The sequence below is a fragment of the Psychrobacillus sp. 05T411 genome, from assembly GCF_056396485.1.
The window spans coordinates 149,686-167,574 of record NZ_JBFTLO010000008.1; the positions used below are offsets into that span (position 1 = coordinate 149,686).

The 17,889-nt window shown below is 39.9% G+C and carries 18 protein-coding genes; 14 read left to right on the forward strand and 4 right to left on the reverse strand.

The window, feature by feature from the left end:
* Positions 1-8 precede the first annotated feature (8 nt).
* The 4 genes from AC1DFT_RS08590 to fabZ all read left to right on the forward strand — a co-directional run bounded on the left by AC1DFT_RS08590 (position 9) and on the right by fabZ (position 2,574).
* Positions 9-848: a flagellar hook-basal body protein gene (locus AC1DFT_RS08590; protein ID WP_477918773.1), complete on the forward strand. Its 840-nt coding sequence runs from the start codon at positions 9-11 to the stop codon at positions 846-848.
* A 142-nt stretch (positions 849-990) separates the two neighbouring features.
* Positions 991-1,830, forward strand: a complete 840-nt coding sequence (locus AC1DFT_RS08595) for a flagellar hook-basal body protein (RefSeq protein ID WP_477918774.1) — start codon at positions 991-993, stop codon at positions 1,828-1,830.
* 24 nt (positions 1,831-1,854) lie between these two features.
* The gene (locus AC1DFT_RS08600; protein ID WP_477918775.1) at positions 1,855-2,121 is read left to right on the forward strand and encodes a DNA-directed RNA polymerase subunit beta; all 267 of its coding nucleotides are present in this window, start codon (positions 1,855-1,857) and stop codon (positions 2,119-2,121) included.
* A gap of 12 nt (positions 2,122-2,133) precedes the next feature.
* Positions 2,134-2,574, forward strand: a complete 441-nt coding sequence (fabZ, locus tag AC1DFT_RS08605) for a 3-hydroxyacyl-ACP dehydratase FabZ (protein WP_477918776.1) — start codon at positions 2,134-2,136, stop codon at positions 2,572-2,574.
* 329 nt (positions 2,575-2,903) lie between these two features.
* Here fabZ and AC1DFT_RS08610 read toward each other — a convergent pair whose 3' ends face one another.
* Positions 2,904-3,485 (reverse strand): YwpF family protein, encoded by a 582-nt coding sequence (locus tag AC1DFT_RS08610; RefSeq protein WP_477918777.1) that lies wholly within the window; start codon positions 3,483-3,485, stop codon positions 2,904-2,906.
* A gap of 250 nt (positions 3,486-3,735) precedes the next feature.
* Between AC1DFT_RS08610 and AC1DFT_RS08615 the strand changes: the two genes are divergently transcribed.
* Positions 3,736-4,155 (forward strand): single-stranded DNA-binding protein, encoded by a 420-nt coding sequence (locus AC1DFT_RS08615; RefSeq protein ID WP_477918778.1) that lies wholly within the window; start codon positions 3,736-3,738, stop codon positions 4,153-4,155.
* Positions 4,156-4,238: 83 nt separating this feature from the next.
* On the opposite strand, the gene AC1DFT_RS08620 is transcribed toward AC1DFT_RS08615, so the two are convergent.
* The 3 genes from AC1DFT_RS08620 to AC1DFT_RS08630 form a co-directional block, all read right to left on the reverse strand.
* A complete protein-coding gene (locus tag AC1DFT_RS08620; RefSeq protein ID WP_477918779.1) occupies positions 4,239-6,950 on the reverse strand; it encodes a DEAD/DEAH box helicase in 2,712 nt (903 codons plus the stop codon).
* Positions 6,947-8,527 (reverse strand): hypothetical protein, encoded by a 1,581-nt coding sequence (locus AC1DFT_RS08625; protein WP_477918780.1) that lies wholly within the window; start codon positions 8,525-8,527, stop codon positions 6,947-6,949. Before AC1DFT_RS08625 ends, AC1DFT_RS08620 begins: the two co-directional genes overlap by 4 nt.
* Positions 8,528-8,625: 98 nt before the next feature.
* Entirely contained in the window at positions 8,626-9,024 is a 399-nt protein-coding gene (locus AC1DFT_RS08630; protein WP_477918781.1) for a helix-turn-helix domain-containing protein, read from the reverse strand.
* Positions 9,025-9,191: 167 nt separating this feature from the next.
* Here AC1DFT_RS08630 and AC1DFT_RS08635 point away from each other — a divergent pair, with 167 nt between their 5' ends.
* The 9 genes from AC1DFT_RS08635 to AC1DFT_RS08675 all read left to right on the forward strand — a co-directional run bounded on the left by AC1DFT_RS08635 (position 9,192) and on the right by AC1DFT_RS08675 (position 17,866).
* Positions 9,192-9,569, forward strand: a complete 378-nt coding sequence (locus AC1DFT_RS08635; RefSeq protein ID WP_477918782.1) for a hypothetical protein — start codon at positions 9,192-9,194, stop codon at positions 9,567-9,569.
* 143 nt (positions 9,570-9,712) lie between these two features.
* Positions 9,713-10,174: a transcriptional regulator gene (locus tag AC1DFT_RS08640; RefSeq protein ID WP_477918783.1), complete on the forward strand. Its 462-nt coding sequence runs from the start codon at positions 9,713-9,715 to the stop codon at positions 10,172-10,174.
* Between the two features lie 440 nt (positions 10,175-10,614).
* Positions 10,615-11,427, forward strand: a complete 813-nt coding sequence (locus AC1DFT_RS08645) for a flagellin N-terminal helical domain-containing protein (protein ID WP_477918784.1) — start codon at positions 10,615-10,617, stop codon at positions 11,425-11,427.
* Between the two features lie 240 nt (positions 11,428-11,667).
* The gene (locus tag AC1DFT_RS08650) at positions 11,668-13,053 is read left to right on the forward strand and encodes a S41 family peptidase (protein WP_477918785.1); all 1,386 of its coding nucleotides are present in this window, start codon (positions 11,668-11,670) and stop codon (positions 13,051-13,053) included.
* A gap of 16 nt (positions 13,054-13,069) precedes the next feature.
* Positions 13,070-13,747, forward strand: coding sequence for a hypothetical protein (locus AC1DFT_RS08655; RefSeq protein ID WP_477918786.1), 678 nt, complete (start codon positions 13,070-13,072; stop codon positions 13,745-13,747).
* On the forward strand, positions 13,744-14,991 hold the full coding sequence (locus AC1DFT_RS08660; RefSeq protein WP_477918787.1) for an efflux RND transporter periplasmic adaptor subunit: 1,248 nt from the start codon (positions 13,744-13,746) through the stop codon (positions 14,989-14,991). The genes AC1DFT_RS08655 and AC1DFT_RS08660 overlap by 4 nt, the downstream gene beginning before the upstream one ends.
* A 239-nt stretch (positions 14,992-15,230) precedes the next feature.
* Complete coding sequence (locus AC1DFT_RS08665; RefSeq protein WP_142537898.1) at positions 15,231-15,491, forward strand: YhdT family protein; 261 nt, start codon at positions 15,231-15,233, stop codon at positions 15,489-15,491.
* Complete coding sequence (gene panF, locus AC1DFT_RS08670; protein WP_477918788.1) at positions 15,488-16,933, forward strand: sodium/pantothenate symporter; 1,446 nt, start codon at positions 15,488-15,490, stop codon at positions 16,931-16,933. The genes AC1DFT_RS08665 and panF overlap by 4 nt, the downstream gene beginning before the upstream one ends.
* 15 nt (positions 16,934-16,948) lie before the next feature.
* Positions 16,949-17,866 (forward strand): DMT family transporter, encoded by a 918-nt coding sequence (locus AC1DFT_RS08675; RefSeq protein ID WP_477918789.1) that lies wholly within the window; start codon positions 16,949-16,951, stop codon positions 17,864-17,866.
* Positions 17,867-17,889 lie beyond the last annotated feature (23 nt).

Here is a 17,889-nt window from a genome sequence, read left to right on the forward strand (position 1 = left end):
GCTTTCTCATGTTTCGTGGATTTCATACAGTCGCATCAGGAATGATTGCCCAACAGCGTAGAACAGAGTTGCTGACAAATAATATGGCAAATGCTAATACACCAGGATACAAAGCCGATCAATCGACGATTCGTTCTTTTCCAGACATGCTCATGTCTCGACTAGGACCTACTAAAATACCAACGGAAAATGCTATACATGGAAAATATACAGCGGAAATTGGCGGTCTAGGAACAGGCGTATATATGCAAGAAACGATTGCACTATTAACACAAGGTCAATTGCAACAAACCGAGTTAAATACCGATATTGCCTTGATCGATGGGGCACTTCCAGTAGACGCGGAAACCGGTCAAACGGGCGCTGTTTTTTATCGTTTGCAACATCCAGTAGCAGGGGAAACTTACACTCGAAATGGTAATTTTACGCTAGATCCAGATGGTTTTTTAACGAATGCACAAGGTTTATATGTGCTTGATAATAACGGAGAGCGGATTCAACTGCAAAATGACGATTTTCGATTAGCAGAAGATGGGCAGATTTTTGTGAATGATGCTGCCGTAGCACAAATCGGTGTTTCATTTGCAGCACAACCAGATACCTTAATCAAACAAGATAATGGCCTCTTTCAAACTGCGGACGGTACAAACTTACCATCCGCATATGATGCAGCAAATGTGAGCTTCTCCATGCAACAAGGGTATATTGAACGTTCCAATGTTGATTCTGCAAGAACAATGACGGATCTGTTAACCGCATACCGCGCATTTGAAGCAAACCAAAAAGTACTGCAAGCATATGACCAAAGCATGCAAAAAGCAGTAAACGAAGTAGGACGCGTAAACTAAGCGGAAATCCCTATGTTAGAGGAATACAGTCTAAGTTCGAGACATCGTGTCGCAACGACTGTATGACCTGCTTCGTGCAGGCCTCCGACAGGCAATTGGCGAAAAGGCGCAGCTAAGCATATTAGGAAGGAGGTCCACATACATGTTACGTACAATGATTACCGCAACAAACACGATGTCGCAGCTACAAAGCCAGCTAGATATTATCGGAAACAACCTTTCCAACTCTGGCACACATGGCTACAAAACAAAAGATGTAAAGTTCCAAGAGCTACTTTATCAACAATATAATAACGATAAATTAGACAAAGCCGAAAGACAATCTCCTGCTGGAATTCGTTATGGAGTAGGTGCTTCGCTTGCACAAACACAGATGAATTGGAAACAAGGAAGCTTGCAATCTACTGGCCGTGACCTAGATTTTGCTTTTCAGGTGCCGAAGCAATACTTTAATGTCCTTATGCCAGACGGTGAAAATGGACAACAGACAGCATACACTCGTCAAGGAGCATTTTATGTATCGCCGCTTGAAAATGGACAGTTAATGCTCGTAAATGGCGACGGCTATCCAGTTGCAGATAGTGATGGTCAAGCAATTACGATCCCGGAAAATGTTGAACGATTTTCCATTAATGAAAAAGGTATCCTAACTGCAACATATCCAGATGGTGCAACTGTTCAACGTGAACTAGCGGTATCTGTTTTACAAAAACCACAGCTAATGGAACAAATTTCTTCGACATATATTGGGATGCCTACTAATTTAGCTGAACTAGGCGTTAACGAAGAAGACGTGATGACGGATCTACAAGGTGCAGATCGAGGCGAAATTGCAATAGCGAACCAAATGCTTGAAATGTCCAATGTAGATATATCAAAGGAAATGACTGATTTAATGACGGCGCAACGATCATATCAATTCAATGCGCGTTCCATTACGATTGCAGACCAAATGATGGGTCTTATCAATGGAATAAGATAATCATTTCCGTAAGGAGTTAAGCTTATGACAGAAGAAGTAAAAATCTCTGGCAGACGACAACGACGATTAGAAAAAGAACAAGAACAGACGACAGAGCCCAAAGCAACCTATTGGGTACAAATTCGTATGTTCCCTATTTGGTTGCGTATACTATTATGTATCGTACTTTTCATTGGAGCTGCCGCAGCGGGACTGATGGTAGGATACGGTGTTTTAGGTGACGGTACGCCAACAGATGCGCTTAAATGGGAAACATACCAACATATTTTAGATATAAAAGATGGGAAATAGGAGGACGTTTCTATGTTAACAACAGAGCAAGTACAAGCACTTTTACCTCATCGTTATCCATTTTTAATGATTGACCGTATTTTGGAATTAGAAGAAGGAAAACGTGCGGTAGGATTGAAAAATGTAACGATCAATGAGGATTTTTTTAATGGACATTTCCCTGGATATCCAGTAATGCCAGGTGTACTAATCGTAGAAGCATTGGCTCAAGTAGGAGCAGTCGCAGTGTTACAAATTCCTGAAAACAGAGGAAGGCTCGCTTTCTTTACAGGAATTGATAATTGTCGCTTCAAACGTCAAGTGAAGCCAGGAGATCAGTTGAAATTAGAAGTAGAACTGACTAAACTACGCGGTACAATGGGCAAAGGACATGGCATCGCAACAGTAGACGGTGAGCTAGTTTGTGAAGCAGACATCCTCTTTGCATTAGGTCCAGTAGTAGAAAACGCTTAATCTTAGTATTCCTTTATTTACCCAAAAATACAGGGCATTTACATGTAAAAACAGGCAACTTTACCATGGCATAGTTCCTTCTTTTCCTGGACAACCTATCGTAAGTCACAATATTGTGATGAACATAATCCAGAAAGGAGGAATTTTTTTATGCTAAAAAAGGTCGTGCCGGTAGTGGCTATGTGTTCTGTTTTGTTAGTTGGTTGTAATATGAACAAAACTGTTCCGAATAATAATGAAACTCCAATGGAAGAGGTTCGAGACGATGTGAACCATGTTGTTCCAGAACCAGGTGTGAATACGCCATCACCAACGAATGAAAAAGGTCTTTACGACAATAATAATGGTATTAATGACGGTGTAAACAATGGGGTAAATGAAGTAAATCCCAACGTGAATAATGGCGTCGTACCAAATGACAACACACCTAATGCTAATGAAACCATTCCACAACCTAATAACACGGTTGAAGAAGACAAATTGTTTTGATCTCTTTTTAAAGTCGGCCTTGTTTTCATATCATGTTCAAATTTAGTTAACAGCGCTTCACCGGTTAACCCTTCCTCGATCAAATCCGAAAGTAGCGACTCCGCATATTTTCTTCGCGCACGTTTCAATGTACCACGTAGTAAAACAGATAAATGATCTCCTATTTGCTTCACCGAATAAGTGACTACTTCAAAATGTGCAGGTTCATTCTCTGGATAGGAAATAACAACCTTTGCATGGAATAACTCACCAGAAGTTTTTAATTCATTAAAAAAATCCTCATACTTTTGATCAATAAATAATTCTAAAATCCACGCTCGACTTGTATTTTCTTGGTTGATGACAATGCCATCCTCTAATGTAATCGGCATTTCTTGACTATCACGAATGAGATCAACGGAAATCATTTTGAATGTTTTCATGTGCAATCCACCTTTACAGGACTAATTACTTTCCATTATAGCATAGCAAACTATCTGTAAAAAATAATTGTGAAAATGCCAAAATTGCATTTTGGATTTTTCCTATTGCAGGTTTTATTTGCTTTGAATGGAATCGATAAAAACAAAATAACATTTACATCAATCAAAACAGATGAAAATGAAATTGTCGACTTTTGCTAACAATTTCATATGCCAGTATGATGATGGCAATGAGACAAAAGGAGGTGACATGGTGAACACAGTTTCGATAATCGGGCGAATGACAAAAGCTCCACAGCTCAAACATTTATCGGAAGGAAGATTGCAAACAAGTTTTGTTCTTGCTGTCAATAAAGGATATAAAAGCGATGATGCGGACTTTGTGCTATGCACGATTTGGGGAAAGCTCGCAGAAACAACGGTCAAGTATTGTGGGAAAGCCTCGCTTGTTKGGATATCAGGTAGGCTAAATACAAGATCATATGAAAAAGGGGATGGGACAAGAGTATTTGTAACAGAAGTAGTTGTGGAGGACATCCGATTTTTAGTGACTAAAAAACGAGAAGAAGAACAAACTCACACGCAGGCAAATGCTGCACACGAACAACCAAAGAATGATGAAACCGATTTTGAATTTCCATCGACACCATCCAATCAACTTCCAGTATAAAAAGTAAAGACCGCAAAGCTTTGCTTAAACAAGAGAGGAAAACCTGACCGAAAGAAGCACGGTCAGGTTTATCTAAGTCAACATCAAATAGACAAGGTTAACAAATCCTTTATATCTGCATCAGACATCTCCGTAATCCACTGACTAGAATGGATCAGCTCTTCGGATAAAGCCTGTTTTTCGACTAGCAATTTATCAATTTTTTCTTCAATCGTTCCAATTGTAATAAATTTATGCACATGTACAAAATTTGTCTGACCAATACGATATGCACGGTCTGTTGCCTGATTTTCAACAGCGGGATTCCACCATCTGTCGGCATGCAACACATGACTTGCGGCAGTTAAATTTAAACCAGTTCCGCCAGCTTTTAATGATAGAAGGAAAACAGGGAATTCCTTGGCTTGGAAAGCTTCTACTAAATGGTCACGCTGGTTTTTTGGCATACTGCCGGTTAAAAATGGTGCATCAACTTCGTATAATTCTGTTAAGCAATGCTGTAATAGATGTCCCATGCCGATATATTGGGTGAAAATGAGACATTGTTCGCCACGAGCCGCAATTTCCCCTGCAAGTGTCACGATTTGTGCCAGCTTTTCAGAACGTTCGAGCATGTCTTCCGCATCATCAAACGGTTCTTTCAAATAGAGCGCAGGATGATTGCAAAGCTGCTTTAATTTACTAAGCATTTTCAAAATAAGTCCTTTTTTCTCAAAACCAGAAAGTGTATCAAGCTTGCTAACCGTTTCTTGGATAAGCGATTCATATAGCGCAGCTTGCTCCGTAGTCAAGGCACAATATTCCCGTTGTTCTAGTTTTTCTGGTAAGTTCAGAAGAAGTTCCGGATCTTGTTTCGTTCTTCTTAATAAGAACGGCTGAATCTTGACACGCAACTTATGCTTGGTAGTATCGGAATTATCGCGTTCAATCGGCACGATATAGTTTTCCTGGAATTTACGGAACGAACCCAAATAACCTTTATGGATAAAATCAAAAATGGACCATAACTCTGATAATCTGTTTTCCACAGGTGTACCTGTTAATGCAATATGATGCGCGCCAGTCAGTTTTCGAATAGCACGCGATTGCTTGGTATGCATATTTTTAATGTTTTGCGCCTCATCTAGTGTAATACTAGACCAAACAATTTCTTCAAGTGACTCGATATCTTGCATGGCAGTACCAAATGTTGTAATTACCACATCTGCGGTCATATCTATTTCTTTCGTGCGAGCAGATCCGTAGTGGGTTTGAACTTTCAAAGAAGGTGCAAACTTCGCTAGCTCCTTTTGCCAGTTTCCTAAAACGGAAGTCGGACAAATGATAAGCGAAGGTGTTGCTCGATTTTCATTTTCATGCACATGCAATAAATAGGAAATCAATTGAACGGTTTTCCCAAGTCCCATATCATCCGCTAAACAAGCGCCAAATTGTTCGTTTCGCATGAATACAAGCCATTCTAGACCAAGTTGCTGATAAGGGCGAAGTGTAGTCAATAAATTAGCAGATACGTCGACTGCAGGAAATCCTTTTTTCTCTGAAAGCTGTTCCATCAGTGTTTTTAGGGAATTTTGCATTTCAAATTGGAATAATGGATCCTCATTAGACTCTTCGTCATCGTCTAGCATCAATGCCATTTCTTCTGGAATCTCTCGGAATAATAGCTCTTTCACGGTCCAATTTTCATCTTCTGATTTCTTCATTAGCTCGCGAATTTCATGCATCCAGGCAGCATCTATGCGGAACCATTCATTTCCCGCTTGTATATACGAACGGTTTTCATTGACAAGCTGCTGAAAATCTTCCGCAGAAACTTCTTGACCATTTAATGAGAAGCTCCAGTTAAATTGTAAAATTTCATTGAGCCCAGCAGTAGTTTTATAGGTATTGGCCGTTTTCGCAATCGTTTTGACACGCATTTTCGTCTCTTTTACTGCCTTTAGCCATGCAGGAAGGACTATTTCAAATCCAAGTGCTTGTAATTTTACTAAATCATCCCGAAGAAATACGCGCACTTCTTCATCGGTTAATGTAGAAGAGAAGAATATATCTGGATTTAAATGATCAATGGAAGAAATGAGTGCAAACATTTTCGCTTGTATTTCTTCTATAAAACCGCTGTACTCGTTCCATTTATCGGGTAATGCGTCTTTGATCGGTAGTGTCTTTTTACGGAATGCAGGTGTCCAGTACACGCTGCTTTTCTTCCCGCGCACAACAGTTTCAAGCAACCAAGTATCATCGAGTGCTTCCGGCTCAGATAATCGTAATGCGACGAGTATATTGGGGTGTGTAGTTTGCGATTTGATCGGCCATCCACCTTGCTGGAAAAATGGGATAAGGGCAGGTATATCTTCCATGGCAAGGCCCGCTTGATAAAGCTTCTGTGTAACGGCATTCGATATAAGTGCTTTCGCTTTTTCATCAATTGGCGTTTTTACTTCAAAAATATTATCTTTCAGTTGTAGCTGGTCCCATAAATCGGGACTAGCCCAAACGCCTGCCGCTTCTTTAAACGTTTCTATCCAATTGTTAGAATCCTCATTTATACCTGAAAAAGTAACGAAAGGATGGGGTTTACCGGAAAAAAGTTCAACCAATTCAACAGGCGATGCAATAAGCGTATTATCTTCCAATTGCGCGGTTAGCCCAAAAAAACTTTCCCGGTGGTCTATATAAAAGTAAGGAACCCATTGTTCGACTGGAGCACTTAAAGACGATAAATGGAAATACCCGTTTTCAGTAGCGTTAACTCTCAGTGAAAAGTCTTTTGTAATAGATAAAGGTTGGGTCATAATGGCAAGTTTCCTTTCTCTATTTCTTGTTGTAATGCACGAAGTCGTTTGTATTTTTCGCGTACGTTCTCTACATATGCATTCCAGTAATCTGGTTCATTCGATTTCTTTGCGACTTGTTTCATTTTTTTCCAAATTCGAACCGCTTGTTTGTAGCTATAGCGATTTTTTTCCTGGATAAAACGCATGGCATAATGATGGTAGAGCGGAAGTAATACTTCGGGAGCTTCTTCTTTAACTATAGATAGCCCGCAAGCCTCCGCATATTCAAGTGATGAATTGGCCGACTGATGCAGCGCCATCCAATCACGATAGCGTTTTTCTTTTAACAACAAAGTCGAATAAGACTGTATACCATACAGCCCGAATGATTGATATAGCTTTTCAAATTCTTCTGCTTCTAACTGAATCGAAGCAAATAATAATTCTAACCGGCGAATAAGCATGACTCGAGATGGATTTGTAACTACTTCATTTAAATAGTGGGAAATATGTGGCAACAACTTTCTTGCAAGATTATTCACCATATCTTTATTGTTCAGATGAAGTGCTTTTTCGCATACTTCCAACCATTCTAGAAGTTGCTCTGTTTCCATCTTTTCAGCTGCTGCAAGCAATTCATCGGTCATCGATAAGGTGAGATAAAAATACGGCAACACGATATTCAAAGGGATATCCTCATCGGTTTTATCTAGTTGCTCTAAATATTTCACTTCTTCGATTCGCATCGCTTTGTCCGTCACTAGGGCATCCCAAAATGCTAAATACACATGTTTTCGAAAACGAAAAAGGGATTCCGTTTCAAAATAAAATGTGCGAACATTTGTCATCATATCATCGTAAAAAGGATCTGCAGCAAACATTCTAGGTTTGGAAGCAAGTTGTGCTAAATAATCATCCAGTTCTTCCACGTACTCATGTAGAAAATGAAAAACACGATTGCGCATATTCGAATCTGCAAAGGGCTCTAAATAAGGCCAAATTTTAAGGAGTATGGAAAGATTTACATATACATCATAAATCGGTTGCCATTCGCGCTCAAAAGGACGAGACTTTCGAATTTGCGCTTTCAAATCATGTACGGCAAACTCTAACAAGTAAAAACTAGTAGGCGGATATTGAGAAATGAACTTTCGGAAAAAGTTTTCCACAATAAGCTCCCAGTTTCTAGGACTACGTTCATCTTTTAATAAAGTTAGCTGAGTCAAATCATCATTAGAGCGCCAATCCGAAATCCATGTCGACAATGAATCATTCTGTTGATACAAATAAAAAACTGCTGCCACGATATGCCGGCAAGGTTTTTGCATAGGGCAAGGGCAGTTAAAACGATCTTGTAAAAGGTTATAAGACACTTCAATATTGCTCACATCACGAATCGTGAAATCAATTTTGTGTTCTTGAGGATAATAATTAGAAATGGAAACCGTACCGTTACGCACAAAAAAAGCGGCACGACGAACAAGTTCCTCATCCTCTAAAATAGCAGGATGTAGTTTCTTTTCAATCGTAACCATCGATTGGTTTATATACTTTTTATAATGCGCGGCAAGTTTTTGGTAAGAAGTAAGGCTCAAGGGAATCTCTCCTAAGAAAAAAGGCTTTCCTTCCATTATACGTTCAATCGTAACAGAATAAAAGCCGCACCTTCTATTTTTCGGAAAAGAAAAAAGCATTATTGATTTTTTCGTTTATTTTGAAGGAGACGTCTCCGTTCTTTTTCATCTGTTGAAACGGTTACGACATCCATCACCAATTCTCGAAATTCTTTCAGCGGAATAAGCTGCGACACGTATTCATCCTGAAAGGACTCCAGATAACGTTCTCTACTTTCTCGAGCTTCCAGTCCAGGATTCTTCCTTTTGGATCTTATACCTATTAGCATTTCCAAAAACTCTTTTTCTGGAATACCATACTCGATGATAAATGTATGTAATAACTCGATTGGAATGGAAAGATCGCCCCGCTCATATTTCGACAAGACAGAATGATCAATACCTAATCTTCTAGAGGCTTCGATTTGTGTAATTTCAAGCTGTTCCCGATATTCGCGAATGCGCTCATAAAAGGCCATACTATTCCCTCCTATACAATGAAACAAGAATATCGAAATAAGAGGGAAGATCAGTAAAAATCGCTAAAATGGAGATTTTAATACATCGAATGTACTTCTGTAGTATATAGGTATTAGTATACTACTATGATGATGTGAAAATTAGGAAGTAAAATGATAGAAAGGGAGTGTGTAAAATCAAGAAGGTGCAGCTTCAAATACCAAATTTATTAGGTGCTCCAAATCAGCAACTAAAGACAGAACAAGAAGAAATCAAATTAGTTGGTGCAAAAACAAGCAATTTAAAGTATTTGATAAGTCATCCCCATCAGTCAGAAACACGTATAAAACAAATTGTAGCGGAAGATTTTACTGTCTATGATTTGGAGTTAGATTTTGAAGCAGAAACTTTTTCGTTCTACTTTGAAAGCAATGGTCAACGAACCGAACCAGAAATATTACAACAAGTATTCCAAACATTTGCCGTTCGATATGGAACTAGAAAAGTTGGGTTTTTCCATTATGCGAATGGTAGAAACGAACCAACTAATTTACTAGTAAAATAATCTATGACCAAAAAAGCAAATGTGCGGTGCATTTGCTTTTTGACGCAGTAATTATCCGAAAACAGCAGGATGCACTACACGAAAAATGAAAAATATGATAAACTAATAGTAATCAGAAAATTCTAACATAAGGAGGGAATGACATGCTACTCGTACAATTGATGAAGCCATTTTACACAAAGTTAGAAGGCAATCGAATAAAGTTAGTTTTTGCATACCAATACTTCTCCATCCGGAAAGATGACGAATTGTTCCATTTCATACCGGTGGAAGGGAAAGAAATTATTGTACATGCAGAAACATTGCAAGTGGAAAATCTATCCGAAATATTTGTATTCCAAAAAGGAAATCGATTTATCCGATTACCACTCTATCAACTATTACTCGTTTCAGATATTCATATGCATCTACAAGTGATCATTGAAACAAATGTGCATATGAATTTGAGTTCTTCCTCTTTAGAAAACGCCGCTGAAGTGATACAAGAACTGGAACAACAAAACTATGAACGCATGATTGACTATGCACTACTGGAAAAAGATGCTAGCCTATTCAACAAGCTACTACAATATAAGGAACAAAACGGAGGTTTCCCAATTGAATAAAATGAACACATAAAAACACCTAACGAAAATAAATCGATAGGTGTTTTCTTGGTTTTTTAAAACGATGTAAAAAAATGAAAAAATAAAACGAACCCACTTGATCCAATCAAGCCAAACAAAAGATCCCCCCAACTGAATCCGGTCCATTTGTCGATTTTCATAACCTTCGACTCCTTTCTACGTAAATTTCCCGGGAAATATCTCGATTTAATGTATAAGTCGAAAAACCAACTTAAAAGTTACGCCTACTATCCCCTATAACCCAACAAATTATACGAACGCATTACAGGTGTAGTATTGCAGTGGTAATGTTACAGGATTGTTACTGGTGCCTGGCACCAGTAACAATCCTGTAACAGTCTATGCGGTTTTCTTTATTCTCAAGTATTTGGGAAATAAGTCGATATAAAAAGAAAGGCAGGAGTGGAGGTGTTGAAGAGATGCTAGGTAAATGGAATGCGACAGGTTTGTCGATTATAAGGAATATGAATACACAGTGGGCAATTGCCAATAATTCGATGGAACGAATTTCAACTGGTTACCGAATAAATCGAGCTGCAGATGATCCAGCAGGGTTGGCCATTTCAGAAAAAATGCGTGCACAAATTCGTGGGCTTGGTCAAGCAGCACGAAATATTCAAGATGGCATTTCTTTTCTTCAAACAGCGGAAGGCGCACTCAACGAAACACACTCCATCCTGCAGCGCATGAGAGAACTAAGCGTGCAATCTGCAAATGACACCTTAACGGATAATGATCGAAGCCAACTGGCAATTGAATTTGATGAATTAAAAAAAGAAATTTCACGAATATCGACCGATACGGAATTTAATACAAAAACACTACTTGATGGATCTCAAACCTCCTTAAAAATTCAAGCGGGTGCAAATGCAGGACAACATATAGAACTGACAATAGGGAATATGGGCGCATCGGCAATCGGGGTCGATACGCTTTCCATTTCTACAAGAGATGCGGCTAATAATGCAATCGGTGAACTAGACAAAGCGATAAATAAAGTATCCAGTGAGCGATCACGAATAGGTGCCTATACCAATCGTTTAGAACATGCATACAATAACGCGGTGAATATGGAAGAAAACTTAACTGCAGCAGAATCTCGAATTAGAGACGCAGATATTGCAAAAGAGATAATGGCAATGACAAAAGCGAATATACTAATGCAGGCTGGACAAAACGTACTAAGCATGCATATGCAACAAGCACAATCCATTCTGCAATTGCTAAAATAAATCCTTATAATTCCAAAAACAATCGTGAACGCAACTGTTCGCGATTGTTTTACGTTAACCCGATCTTATTCTTCCTAGGGATACTAAGGATTGTTACAGGAGTGTTACGGGTGCCTGGCACCAGTAACACTCCTGTAACAACTGGTGAACAAAACATTTCAGACACTCTGTAACACTTCTGTCAATATGGTAGGTTTTGGGGTAATATAGGTTTAGAGAGTTCGAAAGGGGGGAATTGGTATGAAGAGGATTTCCACAATTGCGACAATGGCAATAATGATTACAATTAGTTTAGTGTTGGCTCCTATTTCTGCAATGGCAGCGCCGATTGATGAAGTAAAGAAGCTGGTCAGTGAGCATTATATAGGAGAAATTCCTTTCAATTTACAAAGTATGACTTCGATAGAGGACATCGTAGGCCAACTGGATCCGTATTCTACTTATTTTACGAAAGACGAATTTGAGGCATACACTGGCTCTATCAACAATACGACAACTGGTATTGGAGTCATAATTGAAGAGCATGAAAAAGGAATTCAAATAGTGAGTACCTTTGAAGGAGCAGCTGCGGAGCTAACTGGGTTAGAGCCCGGCGATATTATTATATCGATTGACGGCGCGAAAACGACAGGCATGTCGATTCAACAGGCATCTTCACTAATCACTGGTAAAGCAGGAACGACGGTGCAACTAGAAGTGCTTAAAACTCCGAATCTAACAAAAACGTATAAGCTAACTCGAAACATATTCACGATTCCCGCTGTGACAAAGAACCTTTTATATGGAAACGTCGGATATATTGCACTTACTACATTTTCAGATGATGGTGCAACACTCGTACAGCAGGCAAAAGAGGCCCTGCAAAAGCAAGGAGCAACTTCATTTATAGTAGATTTACGGAATAATGGTGGCGGTTTTGTACATACGGCAGAGGAGTTAGTTGGTTTATTTCCAAAAAGTCCTTATGCATATGCACTCCACACAAGAGATCAAGATGGACTAGTGAAATCTGTGCAACAGTCATCTTTCTTTCCAGCAAACACAAAAGTACTGGTAAATGGGTATAGCGCAAGTGCTTCTGAAATGGTTGCGGGAGCGCTACTTGATCAAAAATCTGCCACACTTTATGGCCAAACAACATATGGCAAAGGCTCCATGCAATCGTTTTACAATTTGTCTGATGGTTCCTACTTAAAACTAACGGTCGCAAACTTCACAGGACCAGATGGAACACTGATCCACAAAACTGGCGTCAAGCCAGAAATTACGACAGCAGTTGGGAAAGAATTAGAAAAAGCACATTTAGATACGATTGTTCAAGCAAATAAAACATACAAAAAAATGTCGACACTTCAAAACGTGCCGATAACGAAAGAATTTACTATTACATTTTCCAATACTGTAGTACCTAACAAACAGCAAAAAATGGAACTAATAAAACTGGGAACTGCGAACAATGTGCCAGTCAACATCAAGCAAAAATCGCATAACCAATTCCTATTAACACCAACAGCATCACTTGAAAAAGGAGCAGCCTACTTACTACTCATTCATCCAACATTCCAAGCGAAAACGGGAGAAATGATGAAGACCGGTGCGTATGCGGAAGTAACTGTTCAGCCATAAGAGGGGGAACAATAGAATGTTTTTTGATTTTCGATTTTGGAAATACCTTTTTAACCAAAACGAGTTAATTGGGTCACTAAAAGATACAAAGATGCAAGGTTTTGAAAAGCGTGTCTGGCTAGTCGCAATACTTGGAGTCATCCTGTTTGCCCTTCGCGATATATGGGGCATGCACACAGAGGAGCTTACCTCCCTATTTGTAGGTGGCTTTGAAGATACATTTGTCATTGCAAGAGCGACTTCATTAGTAGGAGCCATCATTTGGTCCATCGTATATATGGCCTTTCATTTTTTCGGAATCGCTTTTCTAATACATAAGATAACGAATATGGAACTATCGAAAGTGGCGGTTATACAGTTATTCGTCGTAGCGCTACTATTAATGGAAAAAGCATTTGTCTTTTTGTTATATGCAGTCGTTGGCTATACAACAGACTTTTCGATTTTATCATTCGGACCACTTGCAGCAACATTTTTAGACAATGAATTTTTTACTTATTTTTTTAATGGGTTAACGTTATTCACTGCACTAATCATTGCGATCCAATTTCATTTTTTACGTGCATTTACCGAAATGTCCGCTCGCAATCTATTAATTAGCTTAATAGTGATCCAGCTCGTTCTTGCTTTATTTGTAGCGGGAATTCAAGTACTTCCACTAGAAGCCTGGTTCGAAGGGGGGCAAGCCGCATGAACAAAACGTTAACAATCGGTATCGCCATCGTCGTGTCTACATTCATTGCAACAAATGCGATTCTTTTATTTTCCAATAAAAGCGAAATAGCAAGATCGTATTATGTACATGAATATGACCGCGTTCAAGAAAGTACATATGCCAAAGAACTGGAAAAAGAATCAGTCGTCGTGCCGGCAAATGAAGTGACTGTCACAATAGATGTCGATGCTGTTAGCGACATGGCTGTGTTAGAAGGAGACCTTGTGCAAGAAGGAACGGAACTTGCATTATTGAATACTCAGTCTGCTGATATACAAAAAGCGACCTGGGAAACTGAGCAAGAGGCGTATATGGAAGAACAATCAAGACTATACGACATCCTAGAAAATCTCGAATCGGAGCGCTACGGAGCGGATTCAAACACGACTAGCAACCATTCTGCAGGAGACGAGGACACAAGCGTGAATGTGCAAGTTGACGTGAACGTTTCACCAGAAGGAAACTACGCCCAAGCAATTGCAGAAACCGAACAAAAAATTGCCGAAATAGATCGCAAGCTACAAATAATCAACACCCAGCTAAGTCAAGAATCGGGAGAAACGGCTCTATTAAGCCCATTAGAAGGGAATATCGCCGCAATCGAGGAACGGTCTGGAACGTATTTTATAACCATTTATGCCAATGAAAAATCAGTTATCACATACGCAAAAGAAGCAGAGTGGCACCAGATAAACGAAGGGCAGCGCGTGAATAACTACTCGGCCCACCGAGCCGGCCTAGTAGAAGGAAGCGTATTAGTGAAAACACAAGTGCCAGCCAACGAATCCAAATGGCTAAAAGCATATGAACAATTTGGCGAAAATACAAAAGAACCGGTATACGAAGTGAAAATCCAACTAGAGGAACAACTAGAAACATTGCCGTTTTCCGCCAACATTAACTCCGTCATTATCACAAATGAAGTCGAAAATGCGATTCGTGTAAAAGCAGACTGGCTTCTGAATCGCTCAGAAGAAACAGCCGAAGTATACACACTATCTGACGATGGAAAAATCATCCGGACACCTGTAACGGTACCATTTGACTTAAAACAATATGCCATTTTATCAGATGGCTTGCACAACGAAAGTATGGTACTAAACGCAGACCCAAAAAACGACGAGGCACCAGCTTTCCTCCCATTTCCACGTGACCTCCCATCCTGGAACAGCATCAAAGCAATCGGATGGAAAGACTACGCTCGATATTTAACCTATAAATAACCGAAACCAGCTGTTGCCACCCGCAACAGCTGGTTTTTTTATTAGGGACTTGAAGTTAGGATTTGTTACAGGTATGTTACTGGTGCCAGGCACCAGTAACATACCTGTAACAAACAAACTATCGTTCGATCCCGGCACGCATTCGCTCAATCCCACACCCTAAACAAAATCTATCCTTAACAACTGAAAATAACTTCGCTATACTAATGTAATAATATAAAAGCAAGAGGTGGATATAGATGGATCCTAGATTTAAAATTGCACACCGTGAAGCATGGATTGGCGTGGGACTCGCGGTTGTTCATTTTATATGGTGGTTCGGTTTTGCATATGGGCTTGGCTCACGACCAGTTGAGGAGTATACATATATTCTTGGTTTCCCAGATTGGTTTTTTTATAGTTGTATCGTGGGATTCATCCTCATCTCCATAACCGTCATTATTCTCGCCAAGTATATTTTGAAAGATGTTTCGTTTGAGGAAGAGGGGGATGAGTCATGAATTTCGGGGTGATTATTCCGCTTATTATTTTTCTAGGTATTATATTTTTCATAGGTTTTTGGTCTAGCAAAAAAATGGAAGCTTCCACTGGCGGATTTTTGCAGGAATACTTTTTAGGTGGGCGAGAGCTAGGTGGGTTTGTGCTCGCGATGACCATGGTTGCGACGTATGGAAGTGCATCTAGTTTTCTTGGGGGACCTGGAACAGCCTATACAATGGGCTTCGGATGGGTTCTCCTTTCTATGACACAAGTCGTGACCGGCTATTTTGTGCTACTCGTGCTAGGAAAGAAGTTTGCCATTTTAGCTCGTAAATACAATGCAATCACATTAATTGATTTTCTAAAAGTGCGCTATAACAGTACAGCGGTCGTGTTGCTCGCGGCAATTAGTATGATCATCTTTTTATTCTCCGCCATGACCGCACAGTGGGTCGGCGGTGGTCGCTTGATCGAATCGTTAACAGGTATGCAATATACGACGGCTTTATTTATTTTCGCTGTATCTGTGCTCGTCTATGTCGTAATCGGTGGTTTCCGCGCTGTTGCGGTGACGGACGCGGTGCAAGGTGGCGTGATGGTCGTTGGGACGCTGGTTTTATTGATCGCCGTCATTATTGCTGGTGGCGGAGTGCCGAATATTATGCAAGATTTACTTGCGGAAAACCCAAGACTTTTGACGCCATACGGCAATGAAGGAAATTTATCCGCTGCCTACGTATCTTCCTTTTGGATACTAGTAGGTGTAGGGGTCGTCGGGCTTCCGCAAATGGCCGTGCGCGCAATGTCCTATAAAAACACGCGCTCCATGCACCGTGCACTTGTGATTGGAACAATTGTCACTGGTTTTATCATGCTCAACATGCATTTAATCGGTATATTCACTAGACCGATTTTACCGGGTGTGGAAGTACCCGATACGGTCATACCACTCGTCGCATTGAAAGTGCTACCTGCGTGGCTTGCCGGGATTGTGCTCGCAGCACCACTGGCAGCAATCATGTCGACGGTCGATTCACTGCTGATTTTAGTAAGTTCTTCTATTGTAAAAGATGTATATATTAACTACATAAAACCAGAGGCGAGCGAGAAATCAGTAAAACGGCTAAGCTTTGGCGTAACGACTCTTTTAGGGTCCATCGTCTTTTTATTGGCACTCAACCCGCCGGACTTGCTTATTTTCTTGAATTTATTTGCATTTGGAGGACTGGAAGCTGCATTTATTTGGCCAGTCGTGCTTGGTCTTTACTGGTCTTATGGCAATAAATACGGGGCAATTGCATCCATGTTGACTGGAATTATTTCCTATATTGCGTTACACTTTTATAACGAAGCATACGGCAATCTATTAGGTATGCACACAGTTGTGCTGCCTGTCATTTTATCGCTAATTGCCTATATCGCATTTAGCCTATCCATCAAGAAAACAAAATATGAGTTCTAACAAGGAGGCCCTCAAGTGAAAGAATGGAAAATTTACGCTATGCTCGTGTTCGTCATGTTCAGTTGGGGAGCCAACCTTCCTATACTAAAATACTTAGTAACAGTAGTGCCACCTGTCACTTTAACAGCTTTTCGAATACTATGTGCTAGTTTAGCAGTGTTTATCATTTTATGGAAAATGAAACTTCTTCGTAAACCGACCAAACAAGAATGGAAATATATACTCCTAGGTTCACTCACCAATGTCGTCCTACATCACTATTTTCTAAATATCGGTTTATCCATCACAAGTGGAACACACGGGGGACTGATATTAGGAACCGGTCCAATGCTAACGGCCATTTCTGCAGCATTAATATTAAAATACTTTCCTACGAAAATTCAGTGGCTTGGTCTAGTATTTGGGCTTGCCGGAGTGAGCGTTTCCATTTTAGTTGGAGGTGGCCAATCAAACGGAGCAAACATCGGAGACTTCTATGTATTCCTAGCAATTTTAGCGCAAGTACTTAGTTATATGATCGTAAGTAAAGCAGCAGCAACACTTGACCCAAGATTACTCACGGCTTATATGATGGTAATCGGTGCAGTCGTACTCATCATCATCAGCTTTATACAAGAACCAGGCGGCATTATCGCATTTACCGAAACAACCGGAACATTTTGGGCAATATTTCTAACATCAGCACTCATCTGCACAGCAGTAGGGCATATGATGTACAACTACGCAGTAGGTAAAGCAGGAGCAACAAAATCAGCCATATTCATGAACCTAAATCCACTATTCTCACTCATTCTATCTGCCATTTTCCTAGGCGAAATATTAACAGGCCGCCATTTTATCGGACTCTTCCTAATCATCATAGGAGTAATGCTCGGATCCGGAGCAGCTGAAGACATGTGGAAAAAACATAAACAAAAAAGAGCAATGGAATAATGATAAGTCAGAGGATGGAGGTA